At 61.0% G+C, this 23,676-nt stretch carries 23 protein-coding genes; 7 read left to right on the top strand and 16 right to left on the bottom strand.

The features are described 5' to 3' along the window. Positions 1–193: 193 nt before the first annotated feature. The 5 genes from IEY47_RS18195 (at position 194) to IEY47_RS18215 (ending at position 4,438) form a co-directional block, all read left to right on the top strand. The gene (locus IEY47_RS18195) at positions 194–1,048 is read left to right on the top strand and encodes an ABC transporter ATP-binding protein (protein WP_188985315.1); all 855 of its coding nucleotides are present in this window, start codon (positions 194–196) and stop codon (positions 1,046–1,048) included. Between the two features lie 3 nt (positions 1,049–1,051). Further along, positions 1,052–1,831: a class II aldolase/adducin family protein gene (locus tag IEY47_RS18200; RefSeq protein WP_188985317.1), complete on the top strand. Its 780-nt coding sequence runs from the start codon at positions 1,052–1,054 to the stop codon at positions 1,829–1,831. A 68-nt stretch (positions 1,832–1,899) separates the two neighbouring features. Then, positions 1,900–2,916, top strand: a complete 1,017-nt coding sequence (locus IEY47_RS18205) for an ABC transporter substrate-binding protein (RefSeq protein WP_188985319.1) — start codon at positions 1,900–1,902, stop codon at positions 2,914–2,916. Next, positions 2,913–3,686 (top strand): ABC transporter permease, encoded by a 774-nt coding sequence (locus IEY47_RS18210; RefSeq protein ID WP_188985321.1) that lies wholly within the window; start codon positions 2,913–2,915, stop codon positions 3,684–3,686. Before IEY47_RS18205 ends, IEY47_RS18210 begins: the two co-directional genes overlap by 4 nt. Further along, complete coding sequence (locus tag IEY47_RS18215) at positions 3,683–4,438, top strand: ABC transporter permease (protein ID WP_188985322.1); 756 nt, start codon at positions 3,683–3,685, stop codon at positions 4,436–4,438. The genes IEY47_RS18210 and IEY47_RS18215 overlap by 4 nt, the downstream gene beginning before the upstream one ends. A 42-nt stretch (positions 4,439–4,480) precedes the next feature. Here the strand turns inward: IEY47_RS18215 and IEY47_RS18220 are convergent, their stop codons facing one another. From IEY47_RS18220 to IEY47_RS18290, 15 genes are all read right to left on the bottom strand, one after another. Continuing rightward, positions 4,481–4,690 (bottom strand): hypothetical protein, encoded by a 210-nt coding sequence (locus tag IEY47_RS18220; protein WP_188985323.1) that lies wholly within the window; start codon positions 4,688–4,690, stop codon positions 4,481–4,483. 163 nt (positions 4,691–4,853) lie between these two features. Beyond that, positions 4,854–5,288, bottom strand: coding sequence for a tautomerase family protein (locus IEY47_RS18225; protein ID WP_188985325.1), 435 nt, complete (start codon positions 5,286–5,288; stop codon positions 4,854–4,856). A gap of 154 nt (positions 5,289–5,442) precedes the next feature. Continuing rightward, positions 5,443–7,830: a DNA polymerase II gene (locus IEY47_RS18230; protein ID WP_188985327.1), complete on the bottom strand. Its 2,388-nt coding sequence runs from the start codon at positions 7,828–7,830 to the stop codon at positions 5,443–5,445. Positions 7,831–8,090: 260 nt separating this feature from the next. Beyond that, positions 8,091–8,777 (bottom strand): hypothetical protein, encoded by a 687-nt coding sequence (locus IEY47_RS18235; RefSeq protein WP_188985329.1) that lies wholly within the window; start codon positions 8,775–8,777, stop codon positions 8,091–8,093. Further along, positions 8,774–9,214, bottom strand: a complete 441-nt coding sequence (locus IEY47_RS18240; protein ID WP_188985331.1) for a hypothetical protein — start codon at positions 9,212–9,214, stop codon at positions 8,774–8,776. Before IEY47_RS18240 ends, IEY47_RS18235 begins: the two co-directional genes overlap by 4 nt. A gap of 99 nt (positions 9,215–9,313) precedes the next feature. After that, entirely contained in the window at positions 9,314–10,375 is a 1,062-nt protein-coding gene (locus IEY47_RS18245) for a type II secretion system protein GspL (RefSeq protein WP_188985333.1), read from the bottom strand. Between the two features lie 116 nt (positions 10,376–10,491). Next, positions 10,492–11,094: a prepilin-type N-terminal cleavage/methylation domain-containing protein gene (locus IEY47_RS18250; protein WP_229779510.1), complete on the bottom strand. Its 603-nt coding sequence runs from the start codon at positions 11,092–11,094 to the stop codon at positions 10,492–10,494. Continuing rightward, entirely contained in the window at positions 11,091–11,453 is a 363-nt protein-coding gene (locus tag IEY47_RS18255; RefSeq protein ID WP_188985334.1) for a prepilin-type N-terminal cleavage/methylation domain-containing protein, read from the bottom strand. The genes IEY47_RS18250 and IEY47_RS18255 overlap by 4 nt, the downstream gene beginning before the upstream one ends. Beyond that, positions 11,450–11,917, bottom strand: coding sequence for a GspH/FimT family pseudopilin (locus IEY47_RS18260; RefSeq protein WP_188985336.1), 468 nt, complete (start codon positions 11,915–11,917; stop codon positions 11,450–11,452). Before IEY47_RS18260 ends, IEY47_RS18255 begins: the two co-directional genes overlap by 4 nt. Beyond that, complete coding sequence (gene gspG / locus IEY47_RS18265; protein WP_188985337.1) at positions 11,918–12,361, bottom strand: type II secretion system major pseudopilin GspG; 444 nt, start codon at positions 12,359–12,361, stop codon at positions 11,918–11,920. Between the two features lie 17 nt (positions 12,362–12,378). Next, the gene (gene gspF / locus IEY47_RS18270) at positions 12,379–13,581 is read right to left on the bottom strand and encodes a type II secretion system inner membrane protein GspF (RefSeq protein ID WP_188985339.1); all 1,203 of its coding nucleotides are present in this window, start codon (positions 13,579–13,581) and stop codon (positions 12,379–12,381) included. A gap of 15 nt (positions 13,582–13,596) precedes the next feature. Continuing rightward, on the bottom strand, positions 13,597–15,069 hold the full coding sequence (locus IEY47_RS18275; protein WP_188985341.1) for a GspE/PulE family protein: 1,473 nt from the start codon (positions 15,067–15,069) through the stop codon (positions 13,597–13,599). Then, positions 15,066–17,075, bottom strand: coding sequence for a type II secretion system secretin GspD (gene gspD, locus IEY47_RS18280; protein ID WP_373293631.1), 2,010 nt, complete (start codon positions 17,073–17,075; stop codon positions 15,066–15,068). The genes IEY47_RS18275 and gspD overlap by 4 nt, the downstream gene beginning before the upstream one ends. Further along, positions 17,072–17,839 carry a hypothetical protein gene (locus IEY47_RS18285; RefSeq protein ID WP_188985343.1) on the bottom strand — a complete coding sequence of 256 codons (768 nt, stop codon included), beginning with the start codon at positions 17,837–17,839 and terminating at the stop codon, positions 17,072–17,074. The genes gspD and IEY47_RS18285 overlap by 4 nt, the downstream gene beginning before the upstream one ends. Next, a complete protein-coding gene (locus IEY47_RS18290; protein WP_188985345.1) occupies positions 17,836–19,536 on the bottom strand; it encodes a bifunctional UDP-sugar hydrolase/5'-nucleotidase in 1,701 nt (566 codons plus the stop codon). The genes IEY47_RS18285 and IEY47_RS18290 overlap by 4 nt, the downstream gene beginning before the upstream one ends. 210 nt (positions 19,537–19,746) lie before the next feature. Between IEY47_RS18290 and IEY47_RS18295 the strand changes: the two genes are divergently transcribed. Next, positions 19,747–21,789, top strand: coding sequence for a PhoX family protein (locus IEY47_RS18295; protein ID WP_188985347.1), 2,043 nt, complete (start codon positions 19,747–19,749; stop codon positions 21,787–21,789). A gap of 360 nt (positions 21,790–22,149) precedes the next feature. Here IEY47_RS18295 and IEY47_RS18300 read toward each other — a convergent pair whose 3' ends face one another. Next, positions 22,150–23,163: a type II secretion system minor pseudopilin gene (locus tag IEY47_RS18300; protein WP_229779511.1), complete on the bottom strand. Its 1,014-nt coding sequence runs from the start codon at positions 23,161–23,163 to the stop codon at positions 22,150–22,152. Positions 23,164–23,299: 136 nt separating this feature from the next. On the opposite strand from IEY47_RS18300, the gene tatA reads away from it, so the two are divergent. Further along, positions 23,300–23,533: a twin-arginine translocase TatA/TatE family subunit gene (gene tatA / locus IEY47_RS18305; RefSeq protein WP_188985351.1), complete on the top strand. Its 234-nt coding sequence runs from the start codon at positions 23,300–23,302 to the stop codon at positions 23,531–23,533. Positions 23,534–23,676: the final 143 nt, after the last annotated feature.

The raw sequence follows: 23,676 nt of genomic DNA on the forward strand, positions 1-23,676 counted from the left end.
TTTAAAAATACCTGAGACAGTTTTTTGCATACATATAAAGACGCTCTATATAGCGCCTCGCCCGCGGAGTATGGCTGAAAGCGGCAATCACATCTAAATCGTCACTTTCAATTTTACTGGCATACATCCTGCAAAAACCATGCATCCCAGAACCACGGATAGGTATACAACCCGTCCATGAATAGGTGCTGCCATGAGTTTACCGCTGAAAAACGTGCCGACCGCTGACCATCAGAACACGAGCCCACAAGTCGCCCCCGCGTCGACGCTACTGGATCTAGGCGGCGTATCGAAAACCTTCGGCAACGTTCAAGCACTGAGTGGCCTGAATGCCCGTATCGGCACCGGCGAGTTCGTCACCGTGGTGGGCCCTTCCGGCTGCGGCAAAAGCACACTGTTCAATATAGTGGCCGGCCTGGAAGAACCGGACGACGGCGCAGGCATTCAATTCCGCGGCCAATCCTGCAAAGCACGCGATCTTTTGGGCAATGTGTCGTTCATGCCCCAGCAAGACCTCTTGCTGCCATGGCGTACGGTGATCGACAACGCCATCCTCGCCATCGAAATGGAGGGCATGCCGAAAGCCGAAGCCCGAGCACTGGCCCTCAAGATGCTGCCTGAATTCGGCCTGGCCGGCTTCGAGAAGCAGTATCCCAACCAGCTATCGGGCGGCATGCGCCAGCGCGTTGCACTGATGCGCACCTTTCTGTTCAAGCGCGACCTGATGCTGCTGGACGAACCCTTTGGTGCACTCGACGCCCTGACTCGCACAATGATGCAGCGCTGGCTGCTGGACGTCTGGCAGAAACACAACCGCACCATCCTCTTCATTACCCACGACGTGGACGAAGCCATCTTCCTCGGTGACCGCGTATTGGTCGTCACCGCCCGCCCCGGCAAGATCAAGTTGGAATTGCCGGTCAACCTGCCTCGCCCTCGCGGTGCCGAGTTGGTCACCTCACCGGAATTCATCAGCCTCAAGCGCACGCTGCTCGAAGCGATCGAGGAAGAGAGCATGAAGTCCTTCCAGGCTACGACGGGGCACTGAACCATGCAGAACCTCGACGCCAACCGCCCTGCTCATATCGACGCCGTCGAATGGCAGGCTCGCGTGGACCTCGCCGCCTGCTACCGACTGGTGGCCAAGTTCGGCATGGACGACCTGATCTACAACCACATATCAGCGCGCGTGCCAGGTCGTGAAGGCCAGTTCCTGATCAACCCATACGGCGTGCTGTTCGACGAGATCACCGCATCCAACCTGCTACTGATCGACCTCGAGGGCAACAAGCTCGCCGAGAGCCCGTACAAGGTGAACGTCGCCGGTTTCGTGATCCACGGTGCGATCCATAGCGCCCGCCACGATGCAGCCTGTGTCCTGCACACTCACTCCGACGCCAGCGTCGCCATCTCCGGACAGGAAGAAGGCCTGCTGCCCTGGAGCCAGTTCGCGATGCGCTTCTACCAGCGCCAGGCGTTCCATGATTACGAAGGTGTGGCCATTGACCTCGAAGAGCAGGAGCGCCTGATTGCCCACCTCGGCTCGCATCCCGTAATGGTGATGCGCAACCACGGCGTTCTCACCATCGGCCGCACGCCGGGCGAGGCGTTCATGCTGCTGTATTACTTCGAACGCGCCGCGCGCATTCAGCTTTCCATGCAGGCCGCTCAAGCGGGCGGTACCAAGCTGGTCGTGCCTCCCCACGATGTTTGTGAGAAAGCCGCACGCCAGTTCTGGGAGCAGAAAGGCGACATCCTCATCGCCGGCGAGCGCGAATGGCCTGGTTTCCTCCGTCAGCTCGACCGTCAGGACCCGAGCTACCGGAGCTGAATTTCCCGCTTCATCGATAACGACGACTCACCTCTGACCAAACCGACTTACCGAGCAGGAGCTTTTCCATGTTGAAACGACGTTTGCTACTGGCTATCGGCTGCACCCTCACCTGCGTGGGCCTGGGCTTTTCATCCATCGCCGCCGCACAGGACATGACCAAGGCCAGCCTGCGCCTGAAATGGTTGCCGCAAGCACAGTTCGCTGGTTTCTACGTGGCCCAGGCCAAGGGTTACTACAAGGATGAAGGCATCGACCTGACCATCAACCCGGGCGGCCCGAACGTGCTGACAGAGAATCTGGTCGCTGCCGGTACCGATACCTTCGGCCTCTCCGGCGGTACCGACAGCGTGTTCGCCGCGCGCGACAAGGGCTTGCCCGTCATCAGCATCGGCATCTCGCACCAGCTGACCCCATTCGTCTTCGTGGCGAAGAAGGATGGCCCGGTGAAAACGCTGAAAGACTTCGAAGGCAAGAACGTCACTACCTGGTTCACCGGCTCCAACTATGTGTTGTTCGGCATGCTGGCCGACCAGGGCATCGACCAGAAGAAAGTGAAGATCCAGCCGCAGCAAGTAAGCGTCACACCGTTCGTGGACGGCGACGTCGATGTGGTCACGGCAACTTGGTACAACGAACTCAACACCATCAAATCCCGTGTCCCCGAAGACAACCTGCGCCTGTTCGTGGCCGAGGATTACGGCATCACCTTCCCACGTGACACGCTGATCACGTCCGAGAAAGTGGCGAAGGAAAACCCTGAGCTGGTGAAGGCCTTCCTGCGCGCCACTCTGCGCGGCTGGAAAGATGCGATCAACGATCCTAAAGGTGCTGTCGACACCGTGATGGCCGTTGCGCCGACGCTGGAACGCCCGCACCAGGAAGCGATGCTGACCGAAGCTGCACGCCTGATGGAAGCCGGTTCCGCCAAGGATAACGGCCTGTTCACCATCGACATGGCGGCCGTGCAGAAGGCCCATGACTTCCTGCTCAAGTACGAAGTGGTGAAGAAGCCGGTGGACCTGAAAGCGGCCTTCCATCCCGAGTTCCTCGAAGCCATTCCGCTGTCGGACCGTAAGCTATGACATCGACCCACGCACTGTCGGACCTGCCCCGCGCCGCGCTCCGCGGCGTGCTGGGCGTCGCCATCGTCGGGCTGATCTGGGAGGCGCTGGTCTGGGCGCTTAACGTGCCGTCGCATACGATGCCGCGCCCTTCGCAGATGGCTTCGGCCGTGGCAGCCACTCCAGACGCCTATCTCAGCGGATTCCTGCGCACGTTGGTGGAAACCCTGATCGGGTTCGCTGCCGGCGCCATCGTCGGCATCGGCAACGGCGTCCTGTTTTCCAAGTTCACGCGGCTAAGGCAGATGGTATTCCCGCTGTTCGTCGTCTCGCAGACCATCCCGGTCATCGCGTTCGGCGCGCTGGTGGTGCTGTGGTTCGGCAACACCATGCTGGCCAAGTCCGTCATTGCGTTCTACCTGACCTTCTTCCCGGTGACGGTAAACACGCTGGTGGGCCTGCAGGCAGTGAATCCCAAGCAGGAAGCGTTGCTACGCAGCTTCGGCGCATCACGCTGGCAGATGTTGATCCGCCTGCAACTGCCAACTGCGCTTCCACAAATCTTCGTCGCCCTGCGCTTGGCGTCCACGTTGAGCCTGGTGGGCGCCATCGTCGGCGAATGGTTCGGTGACACGACCGGTCTCGGCGTACTCCTGCTGCAAGCGATGTACAACGAGAACATGGTTGGCCTGTGGGCAGCCATTCTCGCTTCTGCTCTGTTGGGTACGACCTTCTACGGCTTGATGGCGCTGATCGAACGGACCTGCGTTTTCTGGAGGAACGACCTATGAAATCCCGCTCCTGGCAGAGCGCTGACGTCTACTGGGGCGTTGCCGGTGCCGTATTACTCGTTGTGTTGTGGGAGGGCGCCGTCAGGGCATTCGACCTGCCGGCGTATATCCTGCCCGGCATTCTGGAAATCCTCGTCAGCATGGTGGATCTGCAATCTACGCTGATGGATGCGACCTGGATGACCGTGATGGAAGCCGTCAGCGGCTACGTGATCGGCAGCGCCTGCGGCATCTTGCTAGCGGTGATCCTGACGCTGATTCCCACACTGAAACGCTGGTGTCTGCCGGCGGCCATCGCCATCAACTCGGTACCCGTGGTGGCTTACGCACCGCTAGTACTGCTGTGGTTCGGCATGGGCGCGGAGTCGAAGATCGTGATGGTCAGCCTGGCAGTCGGCTTCACCGTGTTTCTCAGCGCCCTCACCGGCCTGGATCAGGCGAACCGCAAGTCCATCGACCTGCTGCGCAGCTTCGGCGCCAACCCATTGATGATCATCTGGCGACTGAAGTTACCGGCGGCCCTGCCGTTGATTGCTTCGGCGATGCGGGTATCGACGACCCGCAGCATGATCGTCGCGATCGTCACCGAAATGCTTGGTGCTTACGGCGGTCTCGGCTGGGTGATCTATCAAGCCACCTTGCAGATCGACTTCGTACAGGTCTGGGCTGCGATCTTTGCTGCATCACTGGTCAGCCTGATTTTCTTCGGTGCGGTCAGCATGATCGAGCGCAAGGTCATTTTCTGGCGTTAGGCACCGCCCCCGTTTCGTCTCTACCGGCGACGAAACGGGGGCTCAGCTCTTGGCCATAAGCTCGTCGAGAGCGTCCTGTATGACGTGTTTCATTGAATCCGCCTCGGTGATATGCCGGGCGGCGAAGGCACGCTCAACGGTCACGTTATGCACGGGATCGATCAAGGTCAGTAGAACGGCGTGGCCGCGTTTTTCGATCGTGTGATTGAAGGCGCGATCCAGCGATTCCAGTTGGCGTTTGAGTTCGTTCATTCAGGCCTCCGGGTGTTCGATTGCCAACCAAGGTCGAACAAGATCGGATGAAGTTCAAGCGCCGATTGGCGATCGGCCGCTCAGAACAACCGTGCATTCAAATGCTCGATGCGTTCCTGACCGACACCCGCCGCGCCGCTTACCAGCCGAAGAAGCGATCGACTCAGATGGGATCGAGCCCTATATCCGGGCGCCGCAACTCAGAAATATCGGTAGTTCCACCGAATGCGCCCCAGTCCATGGGATCGACATCGCGTACGACTATGAACAAGGGCACGCGGGCGTTAGCCTCGATGCCTAAATACCGTCCGACAATCTCCGTCATCCGTTTATACAAAGCACGTTTTTTCGCATCATCCAGGCCACCGCGAAACACGCTGATCTCTAAAGCCACGATACGCGTGCCCTGAGATTTCCCGCCGTGGTAAATCGCTCGTTCGGGGAGCTCATGAAAATAGATCCAGGCCGTGGATTTCTGGAAAGGCTCGAGCGGCAACTCCTCTGCCTCTAACAGGGTAGTGGTCAGTTCTTCAGCGAGCTGATCTTTATCATCGGATGAAAACGTATCTTGAGACACATAAACATGAATTAAGGGCATCTGAGATTCCTCCTCCGGCAACGTGTGCGTGGACTCTCATACCAATGGACCTTAATTTATTCGCGCTAAACGGGTATGGGTTCCATGCTCTCCAAGCGCTTAGAGTCATCGCGTGAGAGCCGTGGGTGGCATCGTCTAGGCCTTAACAACGTTCCTAGAACAAGCCCATCTGCCGATCCAGCAACGTCGCGAAACGCAGCCCTATGAATGGCAGGATGGCATCGGCGACCGGCTCGAGCTGCCGATGCAGATAGTGGTCGTAGTCGATGGGCGAGCGCTGTATTTCCAGGGGTTCGGGGCCGGCGACCGTCATCACGTAGCTGATAGTGCCCCGCCTCTGGTATTGGCGTGGCCGGCCCTCGCGGTCGTTGTATTCGTCGGCCAGGCGCGCCGCGTGGACATGGGGCGGTACGTTGCGCGTGTACTCGTCCAGGGCGCGGCGCAGGCGCTTGCGGTAAACCAGCAGTTCATCCAACTCCCCGGCGAGCGTGCGCTGCACGTAGTCCTGAATGTATTCCTCGCATGATTCGCCCGTGAAGATGAGTTGGTACAGCTCACGCTGAAACCGTTGCGCCAGCGGCGACCAATCGGTACGCACCGTTTCGAGCCCTTTGAACACCATCTCCTGACTGCTATCGTCGCGCTCTACCAACCCGGCATAGCGCTTCTTGCTGCCCTCCTCGGCCCCTCGAATAGTCGGCATCAGGAAGCGGCGAAAATGCGTTTCGAACTGCAGCTCCAGCGCACTCTTCAATCCCATGCCCTGCGCCAGATGCGCGCGCCACCAGGCATTCACATGCACGACGAGTTCGCGACCGATACGGGCTGCATCGCCTTCCGCATGCGCGTGGCCGAGCCACACGAAGGTGGAATCGGTATCGCCATAGATGACCGTGTAGCCCTGAGCCTCGATCAGCTCACGCGTCTGGCGCATGATCTCGTGCCCGCGCATCGTGATGGACGACGCCAGGCGCGGATCGAAGAACCGGCAACCACTGGAACCGAGAACGCCATAAAAGGCATTCATGATGATCTTCAACGCCTGGGACAGTGGCTTGTTGCCCTCGCGCTTGGCCGCTTCGCGCCCTTCCCACACCCGTTCGACGATGGCGGGCAAACAGTGCGAAGTTCGGGAAAATCGAGCACCGAGAAAGCCTTCAACGGACGCCGCATCGTCGGGTTGCCGCAACCCTTCCACCAAGCCAACCGGATCGATAAGGAAGGTTCGAATGATGGACGGATACAGGCTCTTGTAATCCAGCACCAGCACCGAGTCGTACAGCCCTGGTCGCGAATCCATGACGAAGCCGCCAGGGCTTGCGGTCGGTGGCTTTTGCCCCAGGCTGGGCGCGACGAACCCCTGCCGATGCATACGCGGCAGGTACAGATGCGAAAACGCCGCTACCGAACCGCCGCTGCGATCGGCTGCCAACCCCGTGACACTGGCGCGCTCCAACAGGAACGTCAGCAACTCGGTCTTCTCGAATATCCGCGAAACCAGCTCGCAGTCCTTGAGGTTGTATGTGGCCAGCGCCGGCTTGTCCTCGGCGAACATGCGGTTGATGGAATCCATCCGCTGATACGGGTTGTCGATCGCCTTGCCTTCGCCCAAAAGTGTCTGCGAGACGTTCTCCAGACTAAAGGATGGAAAGCTCCAGGTGGCCGAGCGCAGCGCCTCGATCCCGTCGATGATCAGCCGCCCGGCTGCAAGCGCCACGAAATGGCCGTTCTGCCCGACCTCACGCCACTCCATGAGCTCGCCGCCGCGACCCAGTTTCAGCGGCACATTGAAGCGTTGCGAATGCTCGTGAAGGATGCGCAGATCGAACTGGACCACGCTCCAGCCAATGATGCCGTCCGGGTCGTGCACCTCGAACCAGTCGTTCAAGCGCTCTAATAATTCGGCGCGGGTCTCGCAATATTCCAGAGCAAAGTCGACCGCTGACGCGTCACCGTTTTCCGGGCCTAGCATGTACACCTGCCGCTCACCACAGCCGTGCAGGCCGATGGAGTACAACTCGCCACGCGATGTCGTTTCGATGTCCAGCGAGACCAGTTTCAGTCGGGGTCGATAATCCGGCGCTGGCTTGAGCTGCGCGTCCACGAGTACACCGTCCACCATACGCCCGCTGACCGTAACCGGCGCGGTCACGAAGCGCTCCATCAGATAACGCTCCGGCGGTTTGATGTCGGCTTCGTATACATCGACGCCCGCATCGCGAAGCGTGCGCTCAAGACCGAGCAACTGCCGATAGCTACCGCAATACAGGCCCAGCACAGGGCGATGCTCGAAATCCTTCAGCTCCAGTGGCCGCAAGGTCGCACCGCGTTCACGCCCGACGATGGTCCGGGCAAGCGGTTCCTGCTCTGCGGGGATGAACGCTACATTCGGCTGTGCGGGGACGCGCGCACGAAGCGGGCCGCTCTCGGTAGCGAGCCAGAACTCGACTTCCGTACCCGCAGGCGTGTCCCGCCAATGGCGCGTGAGCACGAAGCCATTGAGCGGCGTGGATAAAGAGGAAGGATCGGAAAGGTGATTCACCGTGGCATTCTATGCCGAGCGCAGGCTGGCGAGCCACGAGAACACCGGTTGGACGTTCTTAAGGCGCGTCAACTGCATCTGTGGGAGCGGGCCGGGCGGCGATCAGTGGGGCGGCCATCCGCCATGCCCGCGATGGGATGCATAAGGAGCACCGTAGTGGTGAGCTTGAGTCCACTTCGCGGGCACGGCCCGCTCCCACACAAGCAGTGCAGTGCCTAACCACCAAGTGGTTCTAGCTAGCAAAGATCGTGAATACGCCGTTAGAAGCGAAGATCGACCTGCCGTTGCCCTTCCTTCAACAACCCCGCCGTACGCATCACTCGTCCCAACGCACTGGATGGTTCGACCGGTCCGTTCACGCGCCCCTGCCAGCGGGCCAGATCGAACTGCGCGTTCAGCTCATGAGCATTCTCCAGCCGGACATTCGCATTGAGCATCGGCGTCTTGCTGCAGCTGGATGTGACAGTGGCTGTTCCCATCGCCAGCGGATAAGGCACAAACAGTAAAGTCGAGTCTGCCTGCAAGCGCCCCTGGCTCGTTTCACAAGAGCGCCAGCTCCCGGACCATTGCAGCGTGCCATCGAACGCACCGATGAACAGTGGAACGCCTTGCCACCAGCGCGCATCTCCACCATGCGTCACCGCATTCCATGAGCCCGGCCAACCCGTCACCTGAAGCGTCCAGGGTCGGTCCTCCGTCTCGCCCAACTGCACGTCGATACGCGTCGGCGTACTCCAATGCCATTGCCAAGGCCCACTACTGAAGCTGTTGCTGCTCACACGCTCGATGCGCCCTTCATGCAACGCCCCCGAAACGCCATCGATGTGGACATGTGGCGGCAGCACCCGAGGCAGCCAATCGGCGGCAGGCCAATACAACGCTAATGCCAGCAGGAAGACGACCAGCGCCACGAGGCCTAACAGAGTGCGCAACAACAACGAGATCACGGGGTGTTCCTTACCAGAGCGGCCGATAGCGTAAGGCTGAAATGTACACGCTCCCGGGCAACGATACGGGCCTGTTGCACATACCAGCCCCGCTCGCGCGCCCATGCCCGAAAAGCGTCCACATCCGCCAACTCGGATGCCGAGCCCGTCAGGCTCCATAGCGGGTCGTCATACACCGCATCGGTGATGGCGAGATCTGGCAGGGCTCGGCGCCATGCCTCCGCCGTCATGGGCTCGGCGACGCGAAGGCGCTGCAGATCGCTCCAGATTTCGTTCCAGGTCACATCGCGATCGACACCGCGCGCTCCCGGCGCGCCAGCATTCAACGAGCGCATGACCAACACCAGCGCAAGCATGACGATGACCACCGCGCCGACTGCAAGCCGGCGATGCTCAGGGCTAAAGGCCCGCCAATGACGCATCACATCTTCTTTCATTGGACCTCTTCGGTTGTAGACGCCGTAGGGCGGGTATAACCCGCGTGGATATACCTTAAGAGCCGCGGGTTTCACCCGCCCTACGGGAAATTCATGAACTCAATCTGGGCGATCTATGGAGGTCTCCGTGGTCGGGTCGAACGTCAGCTCGATGCCATCGTCCACTTCTGTCAGGGAAATCTGTGCGATCGGTACGCCCATGTCAGCGGCGACGACATCCCGCAATTCTTCCGCCAGATCACCGGCTGCCGAGACTAGGGAAAATGTCAGCCGGGAGGCGTCCTGCGACCAGCCACGAATCGACCAGCCACGATTCTCCGCGAGCCAACCAGACAATGCCTGCGCAAATCGCTGCTGTTGGCGTTCTTCGGCATGGCGTCGCGCGTCGAACGCCAGCGCGAAATCAACGGTGCGGCGAACCCGCTGAACATCGAGGGCGGCCCCTGAAATTCCCAGACGTTCACCTATCGCCTGCTCCAGCGACGCCTCCTGCCGATTCGCCTGCCAGTAGAGCACCACGGCGAGCAGACCCGCCAATGTCACGGTGATGAGCATCACCAGCAGCAGTGCCCGGGGAAAGGAGCCGATAGGCGAACCAGCACGTGGCCGTCGTGACGTGCGACCCGGCCAAAGGTTCACCGCTTCAGGGGCACACGCCACCCCGCTCATATCGCCCTGAACCCATTCGAGTGACTTCGCCGCGAGTACGGGAGGCAGCCGTTCGAACTGATCGTGAGGCCAGCACAACCAGTGTTCCACCCCCTCGATATTGGCTCTAAGAAGCACCGTTTCCCCGTCGAGCTGGCACACGGCGTTGTCTCCGCCCGGAGCCGGAAGCCTCTGAAAGTCCACCCAGCAGGCAGCAACGTTCAACCCGCCCTCATCACAGAAGGCTCGCCAGGCTTCGATCAACTCGCGCGCCATCACCAGCAACTGCAAACGTCCGGCATGACGGCCAAGGCAGACGATGTGCAGGTCCTTCGGGTCATCGAGCGTCAGATCCTCGATCAATGTGCCCCACTCGTTCTGGCGAATGCCTTTGGGCGCAGCGATGTCGAACAACGTGCAGTCCTGGCCGTGCAGCAGGATGACGACCGAAGATGCGTCACCCTCGCCTTCACCGAAGCGCAACTGCGCAACGCTGTTGTGTTCGCCCGGCATGCCGGGATGCTGCGTCCTTAACAGTATCCCGGCATCAGCCTTTGCCGACGTGCTTGGTGAACGGCGTGACCGCTTGCCTGTAAGGTTGGGTAGAGAAAGCGCTTTCATCATCGTGTTCAAACCGTGTCAGGCAATACAAACGTGCAGACGAAAGGCTCGCCCTGCACTTGCAATGTCAAACGCACACCCGCAGTGCCATTCGCTCCCCCTGCGGGCGGATAGGCTAACCAGCGCAGACCATCGAAGAACTCCACCACCAACGCTTCGACGCGATTCAATGTCAGCGACGCCGACCATCCTGGCTCGGCCAGGGCATCGAGATCAGCACTGCTGGCAACGCCAAGTCGTTGGTTTTCCCGGTCCCAGACCAGGCTTTGCCGCCGCAGCCGCCCGGCCTGATTTCCGCCCGCGACAGGCATGCCGTCCAGCGCGACCCAATCCAGCCGCTGTTCATCGGCGCGCCAATCCAAAGGCTGTGCCGGCAGCGGCAGGCGATGCTCGTGAAGCCCGCGCAGCACCAGTGCGTCGAAACGACGTTCCAAGCCGTCGCACAGCGACAACAAGCGAGATGCCACCGGCTCGGATGTCGCCATGCGTTCTTTGGCGCCGAACCAAAGATTGAGCGACGTGGCCAACGTGATCCCCAGCAACGCAGTCAACGCTACGGCCAACAGAACCTCGATCAGCGTCATCCCACGCTCCGCGCCGATGGCGATCATGGCTTCACCTGCCCGAAATACACAGGCCACTCACCGAGTAGTTGTCTTTCATCCGTGTTGCCATGCACCTGCAAGGTCGCGCTGTCGATGCCAGCCACTTGCCTGCCATTTCCTACCAGTTGCCAGTAGCAGATGCGGCCGCCCTGAACGAGTTCGCCGCTGGTATCGCCACGCCCTTGCAGTGCAAAGCGTGCGAGCAGTTCACGCCCACACAGCGCGGCGAAGTCGCGATCCTGTACCGTGGCCGCAATGTCCACGCGCTGGCCGACGACCCCGCTGACGGTGACGGCCAGCAGCGCCACGATGAACAGCGCGACCATGACCTCCAGCAGCGTGAAGCCCGCATCTCTGGTGCTCATTGATCGTCCACCGACACGGTACCGAGCCGGCTGACCGAAACCACATAGGTGCGCGCTTCGCTACGGAACTGCAAACGTGCGCCCTCGCTTTCACCATTGGGCAACCAGACCATCTGCGGCGCTGCCGACCTCGGCCCCGCCAAAGCGAAATCCGTAGGCCATGCACCGTCGCGTAGCCCGTCATCGTTCAAGTCGCTCCAGCGCGGCCCTTGCGGCGTAGCCCGCAGTCGGAGATACCGATAGCTGTCATCCGCTAAGTACCAGCCGATCACCTGACCGGTCCGCAACGCCGTTTCTCGCGCAAGCCGGAACTCACTCGCAAGACTGCCGAGTTTCGCTCGCTGACGCTGGCCGGCGGAGTCGCCCAAAAGTGCAATACCGATGCCCGTCATCAGGCCGATGACCAGCAGCACGATCATCAATTCGAGCAAGGTAAAGCCGGCCTGCAGCCTTCGGCGTTTCACTTACAGGTTCCAGTTACCAATGTCGGCATCCTGACCCTCGCCACCTTCCACGCCATCCGCGCCGAGCGAATAAAGATCGATGCGACCGTGCTGGCCAGGCACGCGGTATTGGTACTGCCCACCCCACGGGTCGTCGGGCAATCGGCGAATGTAACCATCGGCGCGGTAGTTCTTCGGCTCCGGTGATGCACCGGGTTTAGTTACCAATGCCGCAAGGCCTTGTTCGGCGGTGGGATAGCGAAGGTTGTCGAGCCGATACATGTCCAGCGATTGTTCGAGGCTAGCGATATCGGCCTTGGCCTTCTGCTGCATCGCCTTGTCCTGGTTGTCCAGCACGTTGGGCGCAACGATGGCCACGAGCAGCCCGATGATGAAGATCACCACCATGATTTCCATCAGTGTGAAGCCACGCTGACGGGCCCGAACTGAAACGAAATGACGCATACGTGCGTGCTCCTTCATCAGAGGTTCAAGGATTGGTTGAGCTGCATGATCGGCAGCAGGATGGCGAGCACGATGCACAGCACGATGCCGCCCAGAATCAGGATCATCGCCGGCTCGAACAGCGCCAGTGCGGTGTCGACCTGCTGGTTGAAGTCGCGCTCCTGCGAATCCGCGACGCGTTCGAGCATGTGGTCCAGCGTCCCGCTCGACTCACCGCTCGCGACCATGTTCACCAGCATCGGCGGGAACACGGCGCTCTGGTCGAGCGCGCGTCCCAGGCCAATGCCGGCTTTCACCTTTTCGATCGCACCCGTGAGCGCATCGAGCATCACCTGGTTGCCAACAGTGGCGCGGCTGACGTTCAGCGCTTCGAGTACCGGAATGCCGCTGTTCACCAGAATCGCCATGCTCCGCGCCAACCGTGCACTGTTGAGCACACGCACCAGCTCACCAATACGCGTGACCCGTAACAGCGCGCCATCCCAGCGCAATCGCCAACGACGCTGACGTAGCAAGCGTGATACAGCGAAGCCGCCAGCCGCGAACAAGGCGATAAGGATCGGCCCGAGCGTCACCAGCCCATCACTGATGACTATTAGCACGCGCGTAATCAGCGGCAGCTGCATGCCGCCTTGAGTGAATTGCTCCGTCAGCTTGGGCACCACGAACGTCATCAAGCCCGCAACGACCGCGACCGAAACCACCATCAGCGCCATCGGGTAGATCAACGCCGTGCGCGCCTTGTGACGCTGGCGCTGGACGCGTTCGAGATAGTCGGCAAGCCGCTCCAGCACCGGCCCGAGCCGACCAGCCTTCTCGCCTGCCGCGACGAGCGTGCGATACAACTCATCGAAACTGCGCGGGTGTCGCTTCAGGGAATCAGCCAGCGCATAGCCCTCTCGAACTTGCGCCACAAGATCCAACAGCAAGGCACGGACCTTCGCCTGGCTGGCTTGACGCTCCAGCATTTGCAGTGCGTCCGCCAAGGGAATCGCAGCGCCAACCAGCGTCGCGAGTTGGCGAGTGAAGTCGGTGAGCTGGTTGGCATCGAGTCGTCCTCGCCCAGCGGTTGAGCGGGCTTCGTTCGCGGCTCGCAAGTCCCGAGGAAACAATCCCTTGTCGCGCAATAACTGGCGCGCGTGACGTTCGCTTTCCGCCTGGATGACATCACGAATGCGGCGCCCTTCCGGGTTCAGCGCCAGATAGCGATAGGTCGGCATCGTCCGTAGCCTCCGTTACCCATGCACTGCACGCAGCACCTCCTCCAGGCTCGTATCGCCCGCCTCCAGCGCCTGTAACGCATGCTCTCGAAGGCTCAGACGACGGCTTTCGAGATAGCGCGCCATTTCACTTTCGCTCTCGCCACGGTAGAGGCGATCCGCCAGTTCCATATCCAGGGTGATGAATTCGTAGAGCCCGAGCCGCCCCTTGTAACCCGTGTGGTTGCAGGCTTCGCACCCCGGTGCGTGGCGCAACTGAGCCAAACGTTCCAACCCAGGCAACAGATCGATTTCGGCAGGACGACGTTCGCGCCAGGTGCCGCACTCGGCGCACAACCGGCGGACCAATCGCTGCGCCATGACGCCCTTGAGGCTGGACGCCAACAGGAAGGGCTCGACGCCCATGTCACGCAACCGAGTGATGGCGCCGAGCGCGCTATTGGTGTGCAGCGTGGATAGCACGAGGTGGCCGGTGAGGCTGGCCTGCACTGCGATACCAGCCGTTTCCACATCACGAATCTCACCGATCATGATGACGTCCGGGTCCTGACGCAGGATGGCGCGAAGACCGCTGGCGAACGTCAAGCCGGCGCGAGGATTGAGTGGCGTCTGTCCAATGCCTGGGATCGCGTATTCAACCGGGTCTTCCACGGTGAGAATGTTGCGGCTGCCTTCGTTCAGCAGATTCAGGCTGGCGTAGAGCGTGGTCGTCTTGCCCGAGCCCGTCGGGCCCGTGCTGAGAATGATGCCGTTAGGTTGCGCCAGCGCGGCGCGCAGATCACGCTCGACCGCTTCCGGCATGCCCAGACGATCCAGCGCGAGCAGGTTCGCTTGCTTGTCGAGAATCCGCATGACCACCCGTTCGCCATGGATGCCGGGCAACGTCGATACGCGAATATCCACGTCACGCCCAGCGGTACGCACGGTGATGCGGCCATCCTGCGGCTGGCGTTTCTCGGCAATGTCCAAGCGCGCCATGACCTTGATCCGCGACACCAGCATTGCTGACAAAGCACGCGGCGGTCGCAGGATTTCCCGCAGCACGCCATCCACCCGGACGCGCACCAGCAGTGCCTGCTCGAAGGTTTCGATGTGGATGTCCGATGCACCCAGCCGCAGCGACTCGGCGAACAATCCATTGATGAGCCGAATGACCGGCGCCTCGTTCTCGCTTTCCAGCAGATCCTCGATGCGGGGCATGTCCTGCATCAGGCTATCGAGATCGACATGCTCACCAATCCCCTCGACCAGCGCCTCCGTGCTCGCCTGGCTGGCGGCATGCAAATGCCCCAAACGCTGATCGAACACCTCAGTTGGCAACCATTCGCAACCCAACGGCGGGCCCTGGCGGCGCTGCACTTCCTGAAGCACGGAGAGATCTACCGCTTCGCGACACACCAACCGATATCCGGCCGCTTCCCACTGGATGGCGATCCCGGCCTGGCGCGACAGGCGATAGGGCAAAGGCTGGCGCGCCGTATCGATCATGGTTGCAATCCTTCCAGGCGAGCGCGCGAGGATGGATACAGGCTACGCAGCGTGACCGGTGAGGATGGCGAAAGGGCTTCGTTCATGGCAGGTACCCGCCCCGGAAAGCTTTCGCGCATGTCCTTGTACTTTTCTTCGCTCACCTGTTGCAGCAGCATCGGATCGCGCAGGATGCGCGGGCGGATGAACACCAGCAGGTTCTGCTTGCTGCGCGAGCGAGCGTTCGCCCGGAACAAGTTGCCGAGTACGGGAACATCGCCCAGCAGCGGCACGCGCTGGGCACTGTCACGACCCTCGTCACTGATCAAACCGCCCAACACCACCAGGCCGTTATCCTCGACCATCACCGTCGTCTTGATCTCGCGCTTGTTGGTGATCACATCGCTGGCGCTGGCATCGTCGGCGATCGATGACACCTCCTGGACGATCTCCATGCGCACGGTGTTGCCTTCGTTGATCTGCGGTTTCAGCCGCAGCTTCACGCCCACTTCACGGCGCTCGATGGTCTGATATGGGTTGGCGTTGTTGCTGGTGATGGAACCGGTGAGGAACGGGACTTCCTGGCCGACCATGATCGACGCTTCGGCGTTGTCCAGCGTCAGCAGTGTCGGTGTCGATAACAGGTTGAAGCCGCTTTCGCTGCGCATGGCCTGAAGCAGCGCGATGAAGTTGATGCCGCTGCCACTGATGCGGCCGACGCCAGCCGTGATGCCTTGCGCGGCGCCAAGCAGCCCGCCCAGGGTATTGATGTCGTTCGCGGCGGCTGCCGCCGCGATACTGTTGATCGGCGTGCCCGTCGTGAAATTCACGCTCCCCGCCGGTATATTTCCGTCGCGATCCAAGAACAGCCACTGCACGCCCAGCTCGTTGGCCTTGGTGTCGGAGATCTCCGCGATGATCGCCTCGACCACCACCTGAGCACGGCGAATGTCGAGCTGTTCGATGATGCGTCGATAGGACTGGATCTCGCTCGGTGGCCCGACCATTACGATGGCGTTGGTTCCGGTATCCGCTTCCAGACGCAGACTGTCGCCCGTACGGACAGTACTCGTACGGGTCGTCTCGACGGTGGGTTCCGCAGCAACGGCACCGCCCGGCGTGGGCAGCGGGCTATCGATCGGTACTTCTGCGGAGTTATCCAGGCTTACGTCGCCAGAAAGCCCGCGCAGCACCTTGATGACCTCCTCCGCCTTGGCGTGATGCAGATACACCACTTCGGTATTACTGGCCTGTTCGCGAGAGACATCGAGCTGCGCCAGCAGCCGCCGCACTTCACGCCGAGTGGACTCATCACCACGCACGATCAGTGAGTTGCTGCGCTCGTCCGCGAGAATCTGGCCCTGCTTGCCGCCCTGCCCTCGGCTGGCCAACATTTTTTCGATCAGCCCGGAGGTTTCCTTCGCTTGGGCATAACGCAGTGGGAGCGTTTCGACGGGCTCATCGCTGACATTGTCCAGCCGCTTCACCAGTTGCCCGATGCGAGAAAGATTGCTGCGCCAGTCCGTCACGACCAGCAGGTTGCTCGACGGATACGGTGTGATGACCCCCACACGAGGGTCCACCAGCGGCTTGATGATGCCGAGCAGTTGTTCGGTGTTGCCATTGCGTACCGAGAACACGCGTGTGGCGATGGTGTCGGCCGAGGCTTGCGAATTACCTTCCCCCATCTCCACGGGCAACGGCTCCATGCGCGCGGCCTGGTCCGGCAGAACTTTCACGCGACCGTCTTCAAGTTCTACCGCGGCGTAACCATTGGCCCGCAACTGGGAGAGGAACATCGCGTACACCTCGTTTGCAGTAAGAGGCGCGGTCCCGCGAACGCTCAGAGAGCCACGGACACGAGGGTCGACGATGAAGGTACGCCCAGTGATGCGACTGACGCTGTCGATGAATTCGGTGAGTTCGGCGTTCTGGAAATTAACTTCGAAACGTGGTGACTCCTGAGCAGATGCCAGGGATAGCCAGCCAGCGAACAATCCAGCGGCCAGGGGCAAACCTCTTCTCACAGCGACAGCTCCACGGCGAGGGTCAACGGATGGCCCTCGCGTTCCAGTTCAAGAATCATCGAATCCGCTTCGCGCCATTGCGGCATGCGCTTCATGAGCGCGGTCGTATCGGCCACCGATATTTCATCGATGCGGCGCAACACGTCGCCCGGCTTCAAGCCCAGGCGTGCGAACAATGTGGGTTCCGCTCCAGGCTGCAGGCGGTAACCAATCACGCTGCCGTCATCGAGCACGGGTGTCGCCTGGATGCGCTTGAGCAGGCTGTCCAGATCCAGCCGCTCACGGGGCGTTGCGGCCACCGGCGCAGGCATCTGCTCGCTGCCAAACTCGACCAGGCCGACCATGGCCTTAGGTGCAGGCCAGAGCAGCCGTTCGCGGCGCCCTTCGTTGTCCAGCACTAGCCCTTGTTCATCGATGCCGGCAAGCACGAGTTCCGGCGCAATTTCCTGGCCGATGGTCAGGGTGTACTGACGCTTCAGGTAGCCGAGGACGACAACTGAACCGTCGACGGGCAAGGCACGAATGGCGCCGAGCCACTGAATCGGCAGCCGGGTCAGGGGCAGATCACCGCTCTGGTTCACCGACCAGTGCCGCGTGAGCCAAGGGTCGGTCGTGTCCATCGCCACCGGAGCCGATGCAAGCGTTACGGGCAACGCCAAGGTGCGCATTTCAGCGATGAGTCGCGCGCCGAGCCACGCGGCGATGAGCACCCAGATGGCGATCAACCCACGGACCGCCAAGGGGCGTGCCCAGGCGACGCTCATGCCTGCGGTGCTCCCTTTATGGAAGCTGCATCACCCGAGGCGAGCGGATGCCAGCCCGGATGCCCCTCGATGAAATTGACCTGCGGGCGCGGCAGGCTCGCGACGGACCACTGCACCGGCTGGGCCCTCAGATAACGCTCGATCCACTGCCACAGCGGCTCGCCATTACCCGAGACACCTTTGGGAGTGAAGGTACGACAGGCAAAGCTCTCCGGCTGCCCGCCCACATCGACGGCGCTGATGCGCTGCCCGGATGGCGCGCCGTAACGGCAGGACCATTGCGCATTGAGCAGGCGCGGCATGTCCTGGCTGTTGTCGAGAATCAGCGGCTCGCTGAAACGTTGATCGGCCGCCTCTTCGAGCAGGTCATGCAAGCCCTGACGACTGGTTTGCAGATCGAGCACAGCGGCATCGTAGCCTCCACTCAGGGCCAGCAGATGTTCGCGGGTAATCCATTCGCCCCGCTGCAAGGGAACGTCATAACGAAGGCCCGGCAGCAGGCTCGGGGTCTGCTTGCCTTCATTCAGCGCAGCGCCGATCAGTGCATCCCAGCTGCCACCGAATACATCCCTGCGCCACAGCGGGCCGGGGGCCTGGGCAAGGCGCTGGTCCAGCCAATTGGCATGTGCCACGCGCGCCTGACCAAGCTCGTTCACATAGGGTTGCATCGCGCCGGGTCGTGATACCGCGCTCGCCAGCGCCGGATGAAACTGCGCGGTGAATTGCCATCCGCTATCGCGGCCTTGGCAACGAATCTCGAAGAAGCCGACTCCTCGTGTGCCCGGCAGGCATACAGGAAGCTTGGTGCCGTCACGTCGTGCGACAGGAATCAGCGCTGGCCAGAGATCCTGCCCACGCGCACAGAGCAGCAAGTCCGCATTCTCCAAGCGCTCAGCGAGCCAAAGCCCGGCTCCCGTACCGACATCCGCCATGACGATGACGAGGTCCGCTTCCTGCCGGGCTTTTTGCACCGATCGGTCGAGCCGCGCGAACCATTCCGCGAGCGTGGCGGGTTGGTCGTTCGCATAGGGATCGGTAGCGCCGACCAGGGCGATGTTCAGCCCCTGCTTCTGGATGATGCGATAGGCCGTCGTGCCTAATTTTTCATGCCCCTCGGGATCCAGGGTCGCACCCAGTACCGGCCCACTGAATTGCCGATACAGCGCCGCACAATGGTCCGGCCACAGCACGCGCTCATCGCTGCTCACTCGCGCTTCGCTGCCTAACATCTGGCTGCCAGCCAGCCCGGCCTGGCCCTGGGTCAGGTAGGTAAGGCCACTGCCGTTCCAGCATTGGCCATTCTCGAGCGTGAGACTGCGCTCCCGTCCATTTGCCTGGCGCAACTCATCGAGACGTGCAGCCAGCACGGCGTACCCACCATAGCGTTGCGAGTTGACTTGCCCGGCATCAAGCAACGGGGCAACCCGGCTATCCCGTGTTCCGGACGCGGCCAAGGCATCGGTTCCCGTCATCCAGGGAGCGGCACCAATACGCCGTGCCGGACCGAGGCGAACCCGTGGCACCACCGGCCAACCGGGCTCACGTGCGTCCAACGTATCGGCAAAGTAGAACAGGCTGAGGTCGGCACCGGGCGAACTCGGACGGGACGCAGCACTGCTCGCGCAACCGGCGAGCCAAGGTGCTACCGCGCCTGCTGCCAGCCATCCCATGAGCTGGCGTCGTCCCACATTACCCATGCCGCAAACCTGCTTCTTACCTTGAAGAGGCCCGCATGCTAATGGACGAAAAGTGACAGGCTCATGACAAGCATGACCGTGCGGTTACAGAAATTTGACGCAAACTTAAGCGAGACGGAAAACCGTCATATTTCAGTCAACTTCATATAACAATCGCCCCATAAAGTCCGTGGCTTCCGTGACCACCTATAACCAAGGAAGCCAGACTGCATGAGCAAGTTCACGAGCACCGACCGTGTGGCAAACCAGAGCGGCAACGAACCGCTGGATGCCGTCATCGACCGATTCCTGTCCCGCCGGACCGTCATGAAAGGTGGCCTGGGCGCAGCGATCGCCATGATCGCGGGCGCGGGCTTAACCGGCTGTTTCGACGGCGGTAGCGATAACGATGATGACGATCGCGTAACCGAGCCTACCCCGGAGCCAAGCCTGCAACTGGGCTTCGAATCCATCCCGGGCTCGAAAATCGATGCCATCGCCATAGCCGCCGGTTACACCGCTCGTGTGCTCGCTCCTTGGGGCACGCCGCTTAACAACATGGCGAGAGCCTGGGATGAGACTGGCAACAATACGTCGGAAGACCAAGCGAACTCGGCTGGTATGCATCACGACGGCATGCATTTCTTCCCGCTGAATGACTCCAGCACCGAAGGCCTGCTCGCTATCAACTACGAGTACATCGATCAAGATGCGCTGCACCCCAACGGCGCAACCAATAACAACGGCGTTCGCCCAGCCGAAGAAGTCCGCAAGGAAATCAACGCGCACGGTGCGGGTGTATACCTGATTCGTCGTAATGCCGAAGGCGTCTGGGAAGTCGCGCTCGACAATCGTAACCGTCGTTTTACCTCGGCGACAGAAATGGCCATTGCGGGTCCGCTCGCAGGTAATGCAGCGCTCATCACGCCCTTCTCCGCCGATGGCACCCGCACTCGCGGCACTAACAACAACTGTGGCAATGGCTACACGCCTTGGGGCACTTACCTGACATGTGAAGAGAACTGGCCGGGAATCTTCCTCAATACACAGGCAGAAACCCCCGCCGATCAGGATCGTATCGGTATCGAGACGGAAGAAACCAACTACGGTTGGGAAACGGCTGCCGGGGAAGAAGCGTCGGGCACAGGCGAATTCAGCCGGTTCAATATCACGCCAACAGCAGGAGGCTCCGCTACGACCGATTACCGCAACGAAGCCAACGGTTACGGCTATATCGTCGAAATCGATCCGTACGATGAAAGCACTCTGGCGACCAAGCGCACGGCTATGGGTCGCTTCCGACACGAGGGCGCCGCGTACGGCAATCTGGTTGCTGGCGAACCCGTCGTTTACTACATGGGCGACGACGCGCAGTTCGAGTACGTATACAAGTACGTGTCGGATGCTGCGTGGGATCCAGCTGATACGAACCCGTCCGACCGTCTTGCCACGGGTGCCAAATACCTCGACAACGGCACGCTTTACGTCGCCCGCTTCAACGACGACGGCTCCGGTGATTGGCTACCGCTAGTACCGGAAACAACCGTCCAGAGCGGTGGCACCCTTGCTGATCTGTATACCGATCTCCCAGGCATCATCCTCAATACTCGTGGCGCCGCGGATGCTGTCGGGGCGACCCCGATGGACCGCCCAGAGTGGACAACCGTGCACCCCACGAATGGCGACGTATACCTAACGCTCACCAACAACAGCCGCCGCACCGAAGCCAATGCGGCCAACCCGCGTGTACCCAACGTGAACGGCCACATCATCCGCTGGACCGACGCCAGCGAGACGACCTTCAACTGGGACATCTTCGTCTTTGGTTCGGATGACGATACCGCTGCAACCAACCTTTCCGGCCTGACCGAGCTGAACCAGTTCGCAGGTCCAGACGGTCTGTCCTTCGACAGCCGCGGCATTCTCTGGATCGAAACCGACAACAGCGGTAACGCCGTTGCGGACTACACCAACGACCAGTTGTTGGCTGTAATTCCGGAGCGGATTGTCGATGCTGAAGGCAATCGTTCGGAAATAACCGCGGAGAACCAGACCGCGCTGCGTCGCATGCTGGTAGGCCCGAACGGTTGCGAAATCACGGGCATCGCCTTTACACCAGACCTGACGACGATGTTCGTCAACGTTCAGCATCCGGGTAACTGGCCGTACGATGCGCTGGATGCCACCACGGTCACGCCAACAGGGACGGAGGTACGCCCACGCGCCTCGACTGTGGTTATCCAGAAGATCGATGGCGGCCAGATTGGCGTCTGATAAGTACTGTTCGTAAGTTCAAGACTTCGCCCGGCATGTCCGGGCGAAGTTGTTTTTGAGCAGCCTGATTTGGCGTGGAACGCACGGCCTCGTCCTTCCGCGCATTGCGATGGTCCCAAAGCGATCGCCAGCAAGCTGGCTCCTACAGCAGTGCTCTCTCAGCTCACGAACGTTGGCCTACTGCCGCGAAGTAGTCGCTGTATCAGAAGGCCGACCAAACGCTGCCTACCGACAGAGCTCTCTACGAGCCAGCTTGCTGGCGATCATGTCCGCTCGGGCAACACAGTATTATCGATCGTGTTTGGGCTGTTCAAAAAGCCAAACGGCCCTGCTGGCTCCTCCAAAGCAGACAGCGGTGGACTAAAACACCACCCCTACCCCCGGCTCCCACAACGTCATGTTCTGTCGCGCGAGCATCTTCACGCGTTGTGCGGGAACGTGCGCGTTCCAGCGGCTGACGCCCTCGGCCAAGAGGTGTCGGACGTATCGATATCGCTGCCCGTCCCGCTGGATCTCGACGCCCAACAGGAACTGCGAGCCATTGAGAACCAGCCTCTGGGTCATGAGCGCGAATGCTTCCTCGCTACTGCCACTGCCAACCGCGCTACGCAATGCCTCCAGGTTTCTATAGCCATCGGATGGCCGAGCCGTGATCAGTCGTTGCAAGAGGCTTTGAGGTACACGACCGAGAAACAGCGCATCGAGCAAGGGCAGGTCCCGCAGGGTCAGTGCATTGGCATTGAGTCGCCAACCGCCCGCATCGGAGAACGCACAAAGCTCTGGGTAACGCCATATGCGTCCTGAGCGACGAGGCGGCACGAGGTCGATCTCACTGGCATCCACCATCAACTGATCGCCCACGATTGCCGGTGGCGTCAGGCGTTGTGCTTCGAGGGTTTCCATGCCCTGCTCGCGCATCTGACCATCGCTATCCACCCAGTCCGCCAATCGTTGCGCGAAAGACTGAGCGGTAAGGCCGGGCTCATCGAAACCTCCGGCGCGATGTTCAAGCAGATAAACCAGCTGCTCTATGGCGCGTTCGCTATCAGGACCGGCAAGTGCGTTGACGTTGAAGCAGCTATTCAAGTCGCGTAGCTCGACGCGAATGTCAGCCCCCTCAAGCCGATAGGCCAGCACTTCACCGCGCATCGCTTGCCAGAAAGTTCGCTGCGTTCGGGCGGCAGCGCTCATCAGTCCGGTGACGGCCACTCGCTCAGCACCTGCCAAAAGAGAGCGAGCCACATGGTCCCCTTCCTTGAGCCGGGCGCTCTGGATCTGCACCTTGCCAGCGGCAAGTAACCCTGGCAGCAGGAGCCCCACCAGTGCCAGCGCCCAGAGCGCCATCAGTAACGCTACGCCCCGCTGTCTTACCACGGCCCCGCCTCCATCGATCATCGACGGACAGTAAAACGGGAGAAGATTGCAAAGACATGGCGACGCCACACGTTCGTCATCCCACGTTAACAAAGCGCCCGCAAAATGCCGCTTTCACAGGCAGAAGGAAGCGGTAATGGGCATTTTCGATTGGAAGCACTGGGTCGTCATCCTGATCGTCGCAGCGGTGGTTTTTGGTACGAAACGGTTGCGCAACGTTGGCAGCGATCTGGGTGGCGCTATCCAGGGTTTCCGCAAGTCCATGGCCGAAACCGAAACGACACCCGCTGCACCGGAAGGCCAGATCGTCGACCAGTCCATTGCCCGTACAACCGCGTCGCAAAACGACCCAGTACGCCAGCAGAGCTGAGGAGTTCCGCGGTTTTTACCCGCCCTTGTATGTCGACTCCCGTCTCCAAAGAGGCGATAGTCCCCGACTGATCATCGGGGGAGGACCGCAAGCCGCACCCGCCCTTAAGCCTCGAGCTTGTTGTGTAGATTGCGCTGCGCTCC

This window comes from Pseudomonas matsuisoli, assembly GCF_014647635.1.
Lineage (GTDB): Bacteria > Pseudomonadota > Gammaproteobacteria > Pseudomonadales > Pseudomonadaceae > Pseudomonas_P > Pseudomonas_P matsuisoli.

Excerpts from the sequence above, each read along its gene's own strand:
- IEY47_RS18275 (WP_188985341.1), bottom strand. The coding sequence starts at position 15,069 with ATGATCGATACGGCGCGCCAGCCTTTGCCCTATCGCCTGTCGCGCCAG.
- IEY47_RS18295 (WP_188985347.1), top strand. The coding sequence starts at position 19,747 with ATGAGCAAGTTCACGAGCACCGACCGTGTGGCAAACCAGAGCGGCAAC.
- IEY47_RS18220 (WP_188985323.1), bottom strand. The coding sequence starts at position 4,690 with ATGAACGAACTCAAACGCCAACTGGAATCGCTGGATCGCGCCTTCAAT.
- IEY47_RS18200 (WP_188985317.1), top strand. The coding sequence starts at position 1,052 with ATGCAGAACCTCGACGCCAACCGCCCTGCTCATATCGACGCCGTCGAA.
- IEY47_RS18250 (WP_229779510.1), bottom strand. The coding sequence starts at position 11,094 with ATGATCGCCATCGGCGCGGAGCGTGGGATGACGCTGATCGAGGTTCTG.
- IEY47_RS18245 (WP_188985333.1), bottom strand. The coding sequence starts at position 10,375 with ATGCCGGGCGAACACAACAGCGTTGCGCAGTTGCGCTTCGGTGAAGGC.
- tatA (WP_188985351.1), top strand. The coding sequence starts at position 23,300 with ATGGGCATTTTCGATTGGAAGCACTGGGTCGTCATCCTGATCGTCGCA.
- IEY47_RS18215 (WP_188985322.1), top strand. The coding sequence starts at position 3,683 with ATGAAATCCCGCTCCTGGCAGAGCGCTGACGTCTACTGGGGCGTTGCC.
- IEY47_RS18210 (WP_188985321.1), top strand. The coding sequence starts at position 2,913 with ATGACATCGACCCACGCACTGTCGGACCTGCCCCGCGCCGCGCTCCGC.
- IEY47_RS18240 (WP_188985331.1), bottom strand. The coding sequence starts at position 9,214 with ATGAAAGAAGATGTGATGCGTCATTGGCGGGCCTTTAGCCCTGAGCAT.
- IEY47_RS18225 (WP_188985325.1), bottom strand. The coding sequence starts at position 5,288 with ATGCCCTTAATTCATGTTTATGTGTCTCAAGATACGTTTTCATCCGAT.
- IEY47_RS18195 (WP_188985315.1), top strand. The coding sequence starts at position 194 with ATGAGTTTACCGCTGAAAAACGTGCCGACCGCTGACCATCAGAACACG.
- IEY47_RS18205 (WP_188985319.1), top strand. The coding sequence starts at position 1,900 with ATGTTGAAACGACGTTTGCTACTGGCTATCGGCTGCACCCTCACCTGC.
- gspG (WP_188985337.1), bottom strand. The coding sequence starts at position 12,361 with ATGCGTCATTTCGTTTCAGTTCGGGCCCGTCAGCGTGGCTTCACACTG.
- IEY47_RS18255 (WP_188985334.1), bottom strand. The coding sequence starts at position 11,453 with ATGAGCACCAGAGATGCGGGCTTCACGCTGCTGGAGGTCATGGTCGCG.
- IEY47_RS18285 (WP_188985343.1), bottom strand. The coding sequence starts at position 17,839 with ATGAGCGTCGCCTGGGCACGCCCCTTGGCGGTCCGTGGGTTGATCGCC.
- IEY47_RS18290 (WP_188985345.1), bottom strand. The coding sequence starts at position 19,536 with ATGGGTAATGTGGGACGACGCCAGCTCATGGGATGGCTGGCAGCAGGC.
- gspF (WP_188985339.1), bottom strand. The coding sequence starts at position 13,581 with ATGCCGACCTATCGCTATCTGGCGCTGAACCCGGAAGGGCGCCGCATT.